Source organism: Mesorhizobium sp. LjNodule214 (genome assembly GCF_964252735.1).
In the GTDB taxonomy this organism is placed as follows: domain Bacteria; phylum Pseudomonadota; class Alphaproteobacteria; order Rhizobiales; family Rhizobiaceae; genus Mesorhizobium.
In genome coordinates this window covers 230,194-243,005 of record NZ_CAXUPE020000005.1, presented here as the reverse complement: position 1 = coordinate 243,005, position 12,812 = coordinate 230,194, and the positions used below count along the sequence as shown (strand labels likewise).

The window sequence follows — 12,812 nt, the reverse complement described above, 5'->3', positions numbered from 1 at the left end:
TCGTCCCCTCTTGGCGCTCGAAGCGCTGGATCACCAGGTGGCTCCCGACGAATCGGCCCGCGGGTTGAGTTTATCCCGTGGGGAGCCTCGTGATTGGAACAGGGATCGCCCGCCCGAAGGCGGAGCCGAAGGGGCGGCGCCGATCCGCGGATGCGGATCCGTGTCGATCCTGCACGGAGCGCGGCCCTGGCCGAGCGGAGGAAGGACGGGAGACCGATTTTCTCCTTGCAGGGGAGAGGGGGCAGCGCCTCCTTTCCCCACCAACGAAGGGAAAGTAGCTCGATGCGCCACCGCGTGATTTACTAGGAAAACTGAAGAGACTTCAGATGAACATGGATTTGATCGTGGATCCGCGCCGTCTCGTCATTGCCGATGGCTATGACCGCTTGAGGGCCGAAAGTAGACCGTCGGCTTTCAGACGACGGAAGTCGGTAAGCGGACATTCGCCGATCGGAAAAGGCCATCGTCCTGTCAAGGCATTTGCAACTGACCTAGGCGTTGTTAAGGGCACAGGCTTCGGGTGCCGGTCGCTTGATGACTTCGAGCGGGCCGTGAACTTCGCGGCGGTGTTCAGCTTTATCAGCGGCATATGGATCCTTCCTTTCGCGGAGGCAAATCGCTGAACTACGGCGACCTCGAAATGCAGATCGACACGCATCACGTGCGTTGCAACGGCAGTGAGATCCCGCTCGGTCTGATTGAGTTCAGACTGCTGCGTCACACGTTGGAAAACCCGGAGAAAGTGCACAGCCGCGACGAACTAATCCGGGTGGCCTGGCCAAGCAATGTCTATGTCGGCCCGCGCACAGTGGATATCCATATCAGCCGGCTGCGAAAGTCGCTCAAGCAGTCCTCACGCGGAGAGCTCATCCGCACTGTCCGGCTCGGTGGATACGCCTTGGAGGGCAAGTCGCTTTGATCGATGGCGTTGAAGCGCTTTTCGCCAGCAAGGCCCTGCGAAATTCGCGTCACCTCATGACGGCACGATCATGGATCTCACGAGGCTGGCAAGTTGCGGCTCATCGATCAGCGTCGCTGCATCCGCGGGCGAGAGCCATGCGCGTTTACGCTGGGCGCTTTCCTTCCAATCCGGAAGGGTATCGACAACCTCCAGCAAATAGACCGTGACCGTCACATTGACGAAGCGGTTGGAAAGACGCTTCCAGTAGGAATAGGCACCAAGCGGTTCCTTCAATGCCTTGCCGGCTACCCCCGCTTCTTCCCTCGCCTCCGTGACCGCAGCCTTCCTGCCGCTTTTACCCTTCATCGGCCAGCCCTTCGGCACCATAAAACGACCGGTCTTCCGCGAGGTAATCAAGACGTTGCCGTGGAACGTGGACTGGTCTCGCATCGGAGACATCGGCAAAAAGCCTGGAATGGCGAAATTAACGGGCATCCGCGTCCAGCAAGCAAAACCATCCTTCAGATCAAAAGTTGGGTTTCGCCTACGGCTCCGCATGAGACAGCAACCATTTATGCAGAATTTGCGCGGGCTCGCTGAGCGGCCTCGCCCGATGCGGGACAATCACATGGTAGAATTGCTTGCTCTCGTATGAAAGGCCGCCGGGATTGAAAACCTCGCCGCGCGCAAGTTCCTCCTCGACCAGGCATAAAGGCACCAGTGCGATGCCCATCCCGATCTGCACCGCGCTCAGCATGACTTGATATATGTCGTAAGTCGACACCGGGTTCATTTCGTACGGGTCCACAGCTTTTCTACAAGCGAAAAAATCCGACCACGCATCGCGCGCCTGCGCGTGAACGATGCGCGGCAAGCCAATCAGCTCCGCGAACGACAAATCCGGGCTCGTTGACGGTGGGGCGATCAGGATGCACTTCCGTCCAACGAGGGGCGCAGAATCACAATCCAGCCATGGCCCACTGCCAAACAGGATCTCGAGTTCTGACGTGCCGCGGTCCCTGGTGTCGATGCGCAGTGTGGAAAACTGAATGTCGATGTCGGGATGCCTCGCGATGAAATCCTTCATTCGAGGGAAAAGCCATTGGTTGCACAAAGTCGAAAGAACCCGGACGATCACGACTTTTCGATGCTTTGCCTCCTGCGAGGCACGATCGATCGCGTGTTCCAAAGCATCCAGCAACGGCTGAACGTCGTCGATCAACTGAGCACCGGCTTCATTCGGGATCATGCCGAGACTTGTGCGTGCGAACAGTGGCAAGCCGACGAACTCCTCTATCGATCTGATCTGCTTGCTGACAGCGCTTTGCGTGCTGCCCAGCTTGGCCGCGGCCAGAGAGCAGGATCGCCTGCGCACGACCTCCTCGAAGGTCACGAGTGCGTTTAATGGCGGCAGCTTCCGACGTGCCATGGGGTATTCCTGTATGGACTTTTGGAATGAATATTATGCATTTTTCGAATGCGCAGATTGCTTGTACCGTTTAGATCGGACCGTGGCGACACAAAAACGCCGTGCGTAGTTGTCTGCCCCAAAATCACGGCCGATTGGGAACGAGCCGAACAGGCTCAATTGGAACTGAAACAATGGGAAGGACCGGATGATGATCCGTCGAAATCTATTGGCCAGCACGGCAATCGTGCTTGCGGCCGTGGCCACCAGCGCACACGCGGAGCGAGGAGCGGACGGCAATCTCGGCATTCTGTACTGGCAGGCCGTCTCGATCCTCAACCCGTATCTGTCGGGCGGAACCAAGGATGTTCACGCTTCGTCCATGGTAATCGAACCGCTCGCGCATTTCGACGAGACCGGCAAGATCGTGCCGAGTCTTGCAAGCGAGGTCCCCACCGTTGAGAACGGGGGCATCGCGGCCGACCTCAAATCGATCACATGGAAGCTCAAACCGGGCGTCAAGTGGTCGGACGGCACCGATTTCACCGCCCAGGACGTCGTCTTCACCTGGAAATACTGTCTTGCGCCGGGTGGCGGCTGCCAGGCGATGGCGAAATTCGCTGACGTGACAGACGTCGAACCCGTCGATCCGCTGACGGTGAAAATATCGTTCAGCGTTCCAAAGCCCTATCCCTATGTCGCGTTCGTCGGCTCCCAGTCGCCCGTCATCCAGGCCGCGCAGTTCAAGGACTGCCTCGGCGCCAAGGCGCCCGAATGCACCGATGCCAACTTCAAGCCCATTGGCACCGGCCCGTTCCGGGTGACTGATTTCAAGGCGAACGATTCCGTTGCGTATGAAGCCAACCCCCATTACCGAGACCCGACGAAGCCGGCTTTCGCCACCGCCGTCATCAAGGGCGGCGGCGACGCTGCGGCGGCCGGACGCGCCGTGCTCGAAACCGGCGAATACGACTACGCCTGGAACCTGCTGCTCGAGCCGGAACTGCTCGATCAGATGCAGGCAGGCGGCAAGGGCACGGTCGTTAGCGCCTTCGGGTCGCTGGTTGAGCGCATCGAACTCAACGCCTATGCAGTTGATCCCTCGCTCGGCGACAAACGTTCGACAAAGGAGGCCGGCCCGCACCCGTTCCTCAAGGACCCGGCGGTGTGGCGCGCCCTGTCCATGGTGATCGACCGCGATCTGCTGGTCGAGATCGGCTATGGCATATCCGGTAGGCCGGCTTGTGCGATCGTCCCGGCTCCGGCGGCCTACGTTCCGGAAGATGTCGAGTGGTGCAAGACGGCTGACGTCGCCGGCGCGAACAAATTGCTCGATGAAGCCGGCTGGGCGAAAGGCGGCGACGGCATTCGGGAGAAGGACGGCGTGCGCCTGTCGGTCCTCTATCAGTCCTCGACTAACTCCGTCCGCCAGGCCGTCCAGGCACTGGTCAAGGATATGTGGGTCCAGATCGGCGTCGAGGCGGAACTGCGCAACGTCGCGCCGGCGGTGTTCTTCGGAAACGATCCATCGAGCCCGGACACCTTCCCGAAGTTCTACTCGGACGTCCAGATGTATGCCAACAATTACGAAGGCATCGATCCGGAGCAATATTTCGCTGGCTGGAGGTGCAGCGATATTCCCGGCCCGGCGACCGGCTGGAAGGGCAAGAATATCCCGCGCTACTGCGACGCCGACTACGACAAGCTCGTCGACGCCCTGGCGACGACCGTGGACGCGGAAAAGCGGGCGGAATTGAGCCGCCTGCTCAATTCGAAGCTCTCCAACGACGGCGCACTCATTCCGCTGATCCACCGGGGCGACGTCTCGGCGCGGTCGAACACGCTGGAAGGCGTGCGCATGAACGCTTGGGATTCCCAGCTCTGGAACGTGGCCGACTGGTCCCGCAAGAAGTAGCCGCCGAGCACGGACGGGGCCGGCAAACATCCGGCCCGTCCGACTTCAATATCCAGACTCTCAACACCGGGAGGGGCCAATGCTAGTTTTTATCCTGCGACGGACGTTGTTCGCGATTCCGACGCTTCTTGTCATCAGTTTCATCATTTTCGCGCTGCTTGACCTGGCGCCCGGGGATCCGACGGCGAACCTGCCGCTCTCCATCCCGCCGGAGGTGCGCGAGCAGATCAGGGTGTCTCTCGGCCTCGATCAGCCTTTCATCATCCGCTACTTCAAATGGCTCTACCAGTTCGGCGTCAACGAACCGCTGAACCTGCTCGAGCGGCTGACCGGCCTTCAGGTGGGCGACGCCGGCTCGCGGCTTCGCATCACCTCCTACGTCACACGCAGCCCGGTCGTCGACCTGATCGTCGAGCGCCTGCCGCAGACCCTGAAGGTCGTCGGGCTGTCCTATCTGTTCGCGGTCCTGCTGGCGATCCCGATCGGCGTGCTCTCGGCTTATCGCCAATATTCGCTTTTCGACCAGATCGGCTCGTTCGTCTGCATGGTCGGCTTCTCGGTCCCGACCTTCTTCACCGGCCTCGTGCTGATCGTCATCTTCAGCATCAAGCTGCAATGGCTGCCTTCCGTCTACGATACCAGCCTCCAGGTGACCGACTGGTCAAGCTTCCTGCAGCAGGTCAAGCAGATGGCGATGCCCGTCGCGGTGCTGACACTCTACAACACGGCGCAGATTTCCCGCTTCGTGCGCGCCTCGATGCTGGAGAACCTCAATCTCGACTATGTGCGCACCGCGCGCGCCAAGGGTGTTCCGGAACGGACCGTGCTGCTTACGCATGTCCTGCGCAACAGCCTTATTCCTGTCGTCACGGTCATCGCGCTCGGCATCCCCACGATCTTCGCCGGCGCCATCATCACCGAGCAGATCTTCCGCGTGAACGGGCTGGGACAGCTTCTCATCACCGGCATCGAGGGCAGCGATACGCCGCTCGTGCAGACGCTGACCTTCATCTTCGCCTTCCTGATCGTGCTCTTCAACCTGATTGCCGATGTGCTCTACGGCGTGCTTGACCCGAGGATCCGTTATGACTGACACCGTCATCGCAACCGCAGCCGTCCCCGCCGAACAGTCGCCGTCACGGTTCGGCGAATTCTGGGTCCGGTTCCGCCGCCACAAGGCCGCAGTCGTCGGCCTGTGCGTCTTCCTGTTCATCGTGCTTGCGGTCGCTGTCGGACCGCTGGTCTACTGGATCGATCCCGCCACCCTAGATGTGCGCAGCAAGAACCAGGGGCCGTCGCTGGCGCATCTGCTCGGCACGGACAATCTGGGCCGCGATACGCTCGCCCAATTGCTGACGGGCGGGCGCGTGACCCTCGCCGTCGGCTTCACGGCGATGTTCCTGTCCATACTCGTCGGCACCACGGTCGGTCTTGTCTCGGGCTATTTCCGCCGGTTCGAGAACCTGCTGATGCGCGTGACCGATCTCTTCCTCGCCCTCCCCGTCCTGCCGCTGCTGCTCGTCATGATCATGTTGTTCCGCGATACGCTGAGGGCAGCCTTCGGCCCTTCGGCGGGCATATTCATCCTGCTCGTCGTCGCCATGGGCATCACGAGTTGGATGCATGCGGCCCGCATCGTGCGCGGCGCGGTGCTGTCGATCAAGAACCAGGAGTTCATTCTGGCCGCCAAGAGCGGCGGCACGCGCGAAATCAACATCCTCCGGCGGCACATCCTGCCGAACGTGGCCAATGCGATCATGGTGTCGGCTACGCTTGGGATCGCGACGGCTATTGTCGCCGAGTCGGCGCTGAGCTTCCTCGGCCTTGGTTTCCCGTCGGATTTTCCCACCTGGGGACGCCTTCTATACGACGGCACCAACTTCATTCAACTGACCCCGTCGCGCGTCATATGGCCGGGTCTGGCGATCTCGCTGACGGTCTTGAGCGTTAACTACATCGGCGACGCGGTTCGCGACGCGATGGACCCGCGCGCACACAGGAGTTGAGAAATGGCTATGACACGGTCCAATCAAGTGAATGTCTCCGCCGACACTCCGGTGCTGAAGGTCGAGAATCTCAGCACGGCGTTTCGCTCCGGAGATGAATGGCGGAGAGTGGTGCGAAACCTCAGTTTCGAAGTCGCCCCGCGCGAGACGGTCGCCATCGTTGGCGAGTCGGGCTCGGGCAAGAGCGTCACCGCCTTCTCCCTCATGCGCCTGCTGCCCCAGACCACGAGCCAGGTCACCGGGCGCGTTCTGATGGGCGGACGCGACCTCCTGTCGTTGCCCGAGGAACGCATGCGCGAAGTACGCGGCAAGGAGATCGCGATGATCTTCCAGGAGCCGATGACCAGCCTCAATCCGATCCTTCCCATCGGCATGCAGATTTCGGAGGCGATAACGTGCCACAACAAAGTCTCGAACGAGGCCGCGAAGGCTGAGACGCTCCGGTTGCTCGACAAGGTCCGCATCCCGAACGCGAAATCGCGCTACGACGAGTATCCGCATCAGTTCTCGGGGGGAATGCGCCAGAGGGTGATGATCGCAATGGCGCTGGCCGGCAGGCCGAAACTCCTGATCGCCGACGAGCCGACGACGGCGCTCGACGTGACGATCCAGGGGCAGATCCTCGACCTGATTAAGAACCTTCAGGACGAGGACGGCATGTCCGTCCTGTTCATCACCCACGACATGGGGGTCGTCGCGGAAATCTCCGACCGCACCATCGTCATGTTCCGCGGCGACTGCGTCGAGACGGGAACGACTGAGCAGATTTTCCATCGCGGCCAGCATCCGTATACGCGGGCGCTGATTTCGGCAGTGCCGACACTGGGTTCCATGAAGGTGCTCCCCTGCCGCGAAAATTTCCGATCATCAACATTGCGACCGGCGTGGCCGGCCCGGATGCGGAAGTATCTGGAACCGTCGACCATTCCAAGACGCCGCTGCTCACCGTGCGGAACCTGACGACCCGCTTCGACATCCGATCCGGACTGTTCCGCAAGAAGGTCGGTGCGGTCCACGCCGTCGAGGACGTGTCGTTTGACCTTTTGCAAGGCGAGACGCTGTCGCTGGTCGGCGAGTCCGGCTGCGGGAAATCCACGACGGGCCGGTCGGTGATCCGGCTGACGGAACCAACCAGCGGCTCCGTCACGCTGGACGGGCAGGATGTGCTTGCGCTTGGCCATTCGAGCCTGCGGCGGATGCGCAGGTCCGTGCAGATGGTGTTTCAAGATCCGTTCGCGAGCCTCAACCCGCGGATGAACGTCGGCAACGCCGTCATGGAGCCGTTCCTGGAGCATGGCCTGGGCTCGAAGTCGGAGGCAGCCGACAAGGCAGCGGCGCTCTTGGAACGGGTCGGACTGTCGGCCGACATGATGCGGCGCTACCCGCACGAATTTTCGGGCGGACAGCGGCAACGCGTCTGCGTGGCGCGGGCATTGATACTCGATCCCAAGATGATCATCGCCGACGAGTCTGTTTCCGCGTTGGACGTGTCGATCAAGGCGCAGGTCTGCAACCTGCTGATGGACCTGCAGCAAAGCCTGAAGCTGGCCTTTCTTTTCATATCTCACGATATGGCGGTGGTCGAACGGGTGAGCCACCGCGTAGCCGTCATGTACCTTGGCGAGATAGTCGAGATAGGTCCACGCGATTCCGTGTTGAACTCGCCCCAGCATCCATACACGAAGAAGCTGATGACGGCGGTTCCCGTACCGGATCCGGCACGGCGTGGGTTGCGGCGCGCGCTATCGGTCGACGAGATCAAAAGCCCTATCCGTCCGTCCGGCTACATTCCGCCAAAACGCGTCTACCGCGAGGTCGGCCCCGGCCATCTTGTCCAGGAAGTCGCATAGGTACTGCGGGAGGCACAATCGAGAGGGCCGGCGATGCAGCATCGCCGGCCCTCTGCTCTGCTCTGCTCGCCTCGTCACATCGTCGAAAGCAACGACGCAGAGGCGTAGGAAAGTATGTTGGTTGCAGAGAGGCGCAACCACCGATTCGCTGATGGTGGCCATCTGAATGGAAATTCGTCTCGAAGCACGTCGCCGCAGTAGTCGACCTGTTCTCGCGCCGCGTCGTCGGCTGGTCAATGAAGGCCGAGATGACGGCCCAGCTCGTCACCGACGCCCTCATCATGGCGATCTGGAGGAGAGGCAAGCCCGACAGTCTGCTGCATCATTCCGATCAGGGCAGCGCGCAGTTCCCGCGGCTGATGGCCGACCATGGCACCACCTGCTCGATGAGCAGGTCCGGCAACGTCTGGGACAATGCGGCGATGGAGAGCTTCTTCTCGTCGCTCAAAAACCGAGCGGACGGCCCGCAAGGTCTACAGGACGAGGGATGCAGCCAGGGCGGACGTGTTCGACTACATCGAGCGCTTCTACAATCCCAAGCGGCGTCACTCAACTGGGCTATCTCAGCCCAGTTGAGTTCGAGGAGATAGCGATGTTCGCTTAAGTGCCTGTCCACTGAACCGGCAGCAGGCCAAATGCCTATCGTCTCGCGTCTCGCTCGAAAATTTGAATAAGCTCCTGCGGATCAACCTCACTCAGGTCTCTGACGATCATATCCGCCCCTGATAAACGCCATGGCCGGTTGGTTCGATCGATGCCAAGGCAGAAAAAGCCTCCTGCCTTGGCGGCTTGGACGCCAGAACTCGCGTCCTCGATCACCAGACAACTCTTCGCATCGAGGTGGATTCGCGCAGCGGCAGTCAGGAATATGCGAGGATCGGGTTTGCCGTGCTCGACGTCGTCACCCCCGACGACTGCAGAGAACATGTCTATGATGCCGACCTTCTCGAGAATGTAGCGGACGTTCTTGCTGCTGGACGCGGTGGCAAGACGAATGCCTGCTGCGCGGCAGATCTTCATGAACGTCACTGAGCTCTCGAAAACTTGAAACCCGCCCTGATTGATCAGGTCTATGAAGTAGCTGTCCTTTCGTTCCGCAGCGGCGTGGATCCGTTCGGCGTCCGCATTCTGCATGACCCCCCGCACACCATCTTCCCGGCGCCGGCCATCGACCTTGTCGTGATAGACCTGCTCGTCGAAGTGGTAGCCTTCCTCGGCGAACAGCCGCTGCCAAGCGGCATAATGTGCCGGCACCGTGTCGACGATGACACCGTCGAGGTCGAGAATAATCCCTCGCAAGCTCATCAGGCAACTGCCATGGCCGGGAAGCGGACGAAAGTCTCTTTGTTTGCAGCGAGCGCAACCGCCTCGTTGAACACCACGATGGTCTCGTTTGCACCGTCAGGTGCCTGCAATTGGAAGGAGACTTCGCCGTGTCTTATCTTCGCATCGACCGTATTGCCGTGCCACTTGAGCCGGAAACGCAGTTCCTGCCATTGTTGTGGCAGCCATGGCCTGAACGTCATCTTTCCGTGCATGACACGGAAACCGCCGAATCCAAAGACCAGTATCTGCCAAGCTCCGGCGGCGGCGGCGATATGGATGCCCTCGTGGGTGTTTCCCTGATTGTTGGTAAGGTCGACGAATGCGGTCCGGTGAAAGTATTGCAGCGCCTGGCCCGGATCGCCAACTTCGATGCCCATGATCGAATGGATTGCGGGGCTCAACGAGGACTTGTGCAGGGTGCGCGGCTCGTAGAAGTCGTAGTTGACCTTCTTGACCGCAGCATCAAACTCGTCGGACAAGACGTACATCAACATGATAACGTCCGGCTGCTTGAGCAGCGTCGTCTCGCCGGCGTTGAAGTGATGGTAGCCCTGTGGATAGCAAGGCATACCGTTCTGGTCCCATTCGGTGACCGGCACCTCCTTGAGCTGGAAATAGCCTTCGAACTGTTCGATCAGACCGCGGTCGGCGTCGAAGGGGATCAGTATCTTGTCGGCAATTTCCCGCCAGCGCTCGACTTCATCTGGATGAAGCCCGATCTTGCCAGCAATCTTTATGAGCGCCCTCGAATGATGCCGTGCCAATTCGGCATGCACCCGCGCCGCCTGTACCAGGTGCCATTGCGCCATGCGGTTCGTAAACGCGTTGTTGTCAACGTGCTCGTGGAATTCGTCAGGGCCCATGACGCGAGTCAACACATACTGGTCACGCATCTCCACATACTCTAGCCGTTCAACCCAGAAGCGGCTGGTCTCGAACAGGATCTCGGCGCCGAAATCGAGCATGAATTCCATATCTCCGGTTGCGGCCACATAAGTCAGCAACCCGTAAGCCACGTCTGCCGTGACATGGATTTCCTCTTCCCCCATCCAAATGCGGTGCACGCCGTCAGGTGTCCATTTCGGCGTGGTCTCCAGTCCAGTATCGGCCGACTCCCAAGGGAACTGAGCACCGCTGAATTCGTTCCGCAGGGCGTTCTCACGTGCGCCCTTCAACGTATGATAGCGATAGAGCATTAGTGCCTTGGCCGTAGCCGGCTGCGTGTAGAGGAAGAAGGGTAGCATGAATATCTCAGTGTCCCAAAAGATGTGACCTCGATACCCCTCGCCCGACAAGGACTTTGCGCCGACGTTGACAGTTGGATCGCCTTCGTTGGCTGCAATCAGCAGATGGTAAATGTTGAAACGCACGGCGTTGTTGGCCTCCGCATCGCCAAGGATCACGCAATCACAATCGGCCCATTTCCTGAGCCACGCTGCACGGTGCAGTTCGAAGGCGACGTCGAAGCCAGATGCGCGGTGCGCAGCCAGCGCTTCAAGGCAGCGCGTGCTTACCCTTCCATTGGTAGAATCGCGCGACTTGTAGATGGTCACCAGCTTGTCTAGCCGCACCGTCTCGCCAATGCCGAGTGCAAACTCCAGTTGCTCCCCGATCCGTTCGTAGCTCTGGTGAACGGTCCGTTGGCGCGGCGCCAACGATGAAACTGTAGACGCGGCGTAACCGATCGTGATGCCTGTATCGATGGTGCGCATCTCGAGATAGATGGCCTCGGGCGAGTGATCCTTGGTCACTTCGTCCAGATGCTTCGACTTGGCCCATTTCTCCCACTTCACTTCCGGATGGAACTCTGGCTTGCCGACATAGGCCGGCATGCGTTCCAGATTGAAACGCCGGCCGTCGAGCGCGCTTTCCACGATGATCGGCGCGTCGTGGTTTTCGGGCGTGATCTCAACTCTCAGCCCGCAAAAGTGCTGGTCGTCGAGCGACGCGAAGCGCAACGTTTCGATCCGCGTGCGGCGGCCATGTCCGTCTTCAAACACAGTGCTGCGCCACAGGGCGCCCTGGCGCATGTCGAGTGCGCGGTTGTGATCAACAACCTTGCAGGACTGCACGTCGAGACGGATGCCGTCCACTTGCACCGCGAATGCCAGCCAGTCCGGCGCGTTGACCAGATCGATGACCGGCGAATCATGCGCGTCGAAGACACCGTTGAGATAGGTGCCGGAAACCTCGCCCTTGAAGCCTTCCTCCAGCGTGCCGCGCGTTCCGAGATAGCCGTTGCCGAGTGTGAACAGCGTCTCGAAGACATTGGCCTTGCCGATATCGAACCCCTCTTCCTCGACAAGCCACTCGCCCGCATTCAATTGGTCACGCATCGTCTACTCCAAAAGCGAAGGAAGTTGAAGGTTGTCCGCTCTCAGAAACCGTAGGCGTCCAAGATCTGACGGTCGGTCTCTTCGAGGGATTTATAGATGGCGAGTTGCGAACCGACGCAGCGCTGCGCGCCCATGGCGTTGCCGTACTGGCAGGCCTTGATGAAGTCGCGATGCTTCAAATAGCCAAATGCCATTCCGCCGGCGAAGGAATCGCCGCACCCGGTTGTGTCGACGACGTGATCGACCGGTACGCGCTTGACGACATGTTCTCGAATCTTGCCGGAAGCATCCTTGAAGTAGACGACGCAACCGTGCTGGTCGAGGGTCACACACAGCGCCTTGACGCCGCGGTCAAGGCAGTGCTGCGCGAATCTGGGCAGTTCGTCCATGGCAAGCTGACCGACATTTTCGAGCTCGGCCGCCTCGTATTCGGACGCGAACCAGCTGCAACCGGCCTCCTCAAGATTCATCTTCAGAATGTCGATGTAAGGTAGCCAGCTATCGCGTTCGACCCAGAAGCGATGGAAGCGTTCGCCCTTCCGAGTGAGCGTGTTGGTCGGGCCGTGAGCGTCAAGAAGCACGATGCCGCGGCTATTGTCCTTGATGTATTTCAGCGTCGCGCGGCTAACTTCGTAGTCGGTGATCGGAACGCAGACGAACGCATCGGCATCGAGCACGCTGTCGATATCTTCCGGCAAGATCGGATCCATGAAGCCGGTCTGCCGCTCAATGCGCTTGTTCTGGTCGACATAGTCGAGCTGCACCACGTCGCCCTGGTCGAGTTTCGAGGTGATGCCCGAGACGTCGACATTGGTGAATTGGGACAGGATTTCCCTGATAGGCTTTTCGTCGCGTTGGCGCACATGGCAGATCGGGAAAACGTCGCCCGCGTCGCCGAGCAGTGCCGAAAGCGCAGCCACAGTATAGAGCGCGCAACCATACTTCTCGAACCTCTCGTTCTGGTAGGTCGTGATGCGGTCGCGCGGGATCGGACCCAGCACCGCCACCTTGAAAGTCTCAGCCATGGCCCCTCACCAAACGATTGCGCGCGATAAGTCGATGCCGCTTGC

10 protein-coding genes and 2 pseudogenes are annotated in these 12,812 nt (G+C 60.2%); 7 read left to right on the top strand and 5 right to left on the bottom strand.

Annotated elements, in window-relative coordinates; translation table 11 throughout:
• The first annotated feature begins 326 nt into the window (after positions 1-326).
• Positions 327-623: a hypothetical protein gene (locus ACSQ3Z_RS34765; RefSeq protein WP_436175640.1), complete on the top strand. Its 297-nt coding sequence runs from the start codon at positions 327-329 to the stop codon at positions 621-623.
• A 17-nt stretch (positions 624-640) separates the two neighbouring features.
• Positions 641-919: a winged helix-turn-helix domain-containing protein gene (locus ACSQ3Z_RS34760; protein ID WP_436175639.1), complete on the top strand. Its 279-nt coding sequence runs from the start codon at positions 641-643 to the stop codon at positions 917-919.
• A 54-nt stretch (positions 920-973) separates the two neighbouring features.
• Here the strand turns inward: ACSQ3Z_RS34760 and ACSQ3Z_RS34755 are convergent, their stop codons facing one another.
• On the bottom strand, positions 974-1,360 hold the full coding sequence (locus ACSQ3Z_RS34755; protein WP_436175677.1) for an NUDIX hydrolase: 387 nt from the start codon (positions 1,358-1,360) through the stop codon (positions 974-976).
• 85 nt (positions 1,361-1,445) lie between these two features.
• A complete protein-coding gene (locus ACSQ3Z_RS34750) occupies positions 1,446-2,330 on the bottom strand; it encodes a LysR substrate-binding domain-containing protein (protein WP_436175638.1) in 885 nt (294 codons plus the stop codon).
• A gap of 187 nt (positions 2,331-2,517) precedes the next feature.
• Here ACSQ3Z_RS34750 and ACSQ3Z_RS34745 point away from each other — a divergent pair, with 187 nt between their 5' ends.
• The 5 genes and pseudogenes from ACSQ3Z_RS34745 to ACSQ3Z_RS34725 form a co-directional block, all read left to right on the top strand.
• The gene (locus tag ACSQ3Z_RS34745) at positions 2,518-4,224 is read left to right on the top strand and encodes a peptide ABC transporter substrate-binding protein (protein WP_436175637.1); all 1,707 of its coding nucleotides are present in this window, start codon (positions 2,518-2,520) and stop codon (positions 4,222-4,224) included.
• Positions 4,225-4,303: 79 nt separating this feature from the next.
• On the top strand, positions 4,304-5,317 hold the full coding sequence (locus tag ACSQ3Z_RS34740) for an ABC transporter permease (RefSeq protein WP_436175636.1): 1,014 nt from the start codon (positions 4,304-4,306) through the stop codon (positions 5,315-5,317).
• The gene (locus ACSQ3Z_RS34735) at positions 5,310-6,230 is read left to right on the top strand and encodes an ABC transporter permease (RefSeq protein ID WP_436175635.1); all 921 of its coding nucleotides are present in this window, start codon (positions 5,310-5,312) and stop codon (positions 6,228-6,230) included. The genes ACSQ3Z_RS34740 and ACSQ3Z_RS34735 overlap by 8 nt, the downstream gene beginning before the upstream one ends.
• Before the next feature lie 9 nt (positions 6,231-6,239).
• Positions 6,240-8,080 (top strand): annotated as a pseudogene (locus tag ACSQ3Z_RS34730) (ABC transporter ATP-binding protein).
• A gap of 188 nt (positions 8,081-8,268) precedes the next feature.
• Positions 8,269-8,684, top strand: a pseudogene (locus ACSQ3Z_RS34725) (IS3 family transposase); the annotation flags it as partial.
• Positions 8,685-8,719: 35 nt separating this feature from the next.
• Here ACSQ3Z_RS34725 and ACSQ3Z_RS34720 read toward each other — a convergent pair.
• From ACSQ3Z_RS34720 to ACSQ3Z_RS34710, 3 genes are read right to left on the bottom strand one after another with little or no spacing between them, the layout of a single operon-like run.
• Entirely contained in the window at positions 8,720-9,385 is a 666-nt protein-coding gene (locus tag ACSQ3Z_RS34720; protein ID WP_436175634.1) for an HAD family hydrolase, read from the bottom strand.
• On the bottom strand, positions 9,385-11,742 hold the full coding sequence (locus ACSQ3Z_RS34715) for a glycoside hydrolase family 65 protein (RefSeq protein WP_436175633.1): 2,358 nt from the start codon (positions 11,740-11,742) through the stop codon (positions 9,385-9,387). The genes ACSQ3Z_RS34720 and ACSQ3Z_RS34715 overlap by 1 nt, the downstream gene beginning before the upstream one ends.
• Before the next feature lie 41 nt (positions 11,743-11,783).
• A complete protein-coding gene (locus ACSQ3Z_RS34710; RefSeq protein WP_436175632.1) occupies positions 11,784-12,767 on the bottom strand; it encodes a carbohydrate kinase family protein in 984 nt (327 codons plus the stop codon).
• Positions 12,768-12,812 lie beyond the last annotated feature (45 nt).

Bases quoted from the DNA above. Each gene is read 5' to 3' on its own strand.
- ACSQ3Z_RS34765 (WP_436175640.1), top strand. From the start codon at position 327: ATGAACATGGATTTGATCGTGGATCCGCGCCGTCTCGTCATTGCCGAT.
- ACSQ3Z_RS34760 (WP_436175639.1), top strand. From the start codon at position 641: ATGCAGATCGACACGCATCACGTGCGTTGCAACGGCAGTGAGATCCCG.
- ACSQ3Z_RS34755 (WP_436175677.1), bottom strand. From the start codon at position 1,360: ATGTCTCCGATGCGAGACCAGTCCACGTTCCACGGCAACGTCTTGATT.
- ACSQ3Z_RS34750 (WP_436175638.1), bottom strand. From the start codon at position 2,330: ATGGCACGTCGGAAGCTGCCGCCATTAAACGCACTCGTGACCTTCGAG.
- ACSQ3Z_RS34745 (WP_436175637.1), top strand. From the start codon at position 2,518: ATGATGATCCGTCGAAATCTATTGGCCAGCACGGCAATCGTGCTTGCG.
- ACSQ3Z_RS34740 (WP_436175636.1), top strand. From the start codon at position 4,304: ATGCTAGTTTTTATCCTGCGACGGACGTTGTTCGCGATTCCGACGCTT.
- ACSQ3Z_RS34735 (WP_436175635.1), top strand. From the start codon at position 5,310: ATGACTGACACCGTCATCGCAACCGCAGCCGTCCCCGCCGAACAGTCG.
- ACSQ3Z_RS34720 (WP_436175634.1), bottom strand. From the start codon at position 9,385: ATGAGCTTGCGAGGGATTATTCTCGACCTCGACGGTGTCATCGTCGAC.
- ACSQ3Z_RS34715 (WP_436175633.1), bottom strand. From the start codon at position 11,742: ATGCGTGACCAATTGAATGCGGGCGAGTGGCTTGTCGAGGAAGAGGGG.
- ACSQ3Z_RS34710 (WP_436175632.1), bottom strand. From the start codon at position 12,767: ATGGCTGAGACTTTCAAGGTGGCGGTGCTGGGTCCGATCCCGCGCGAC.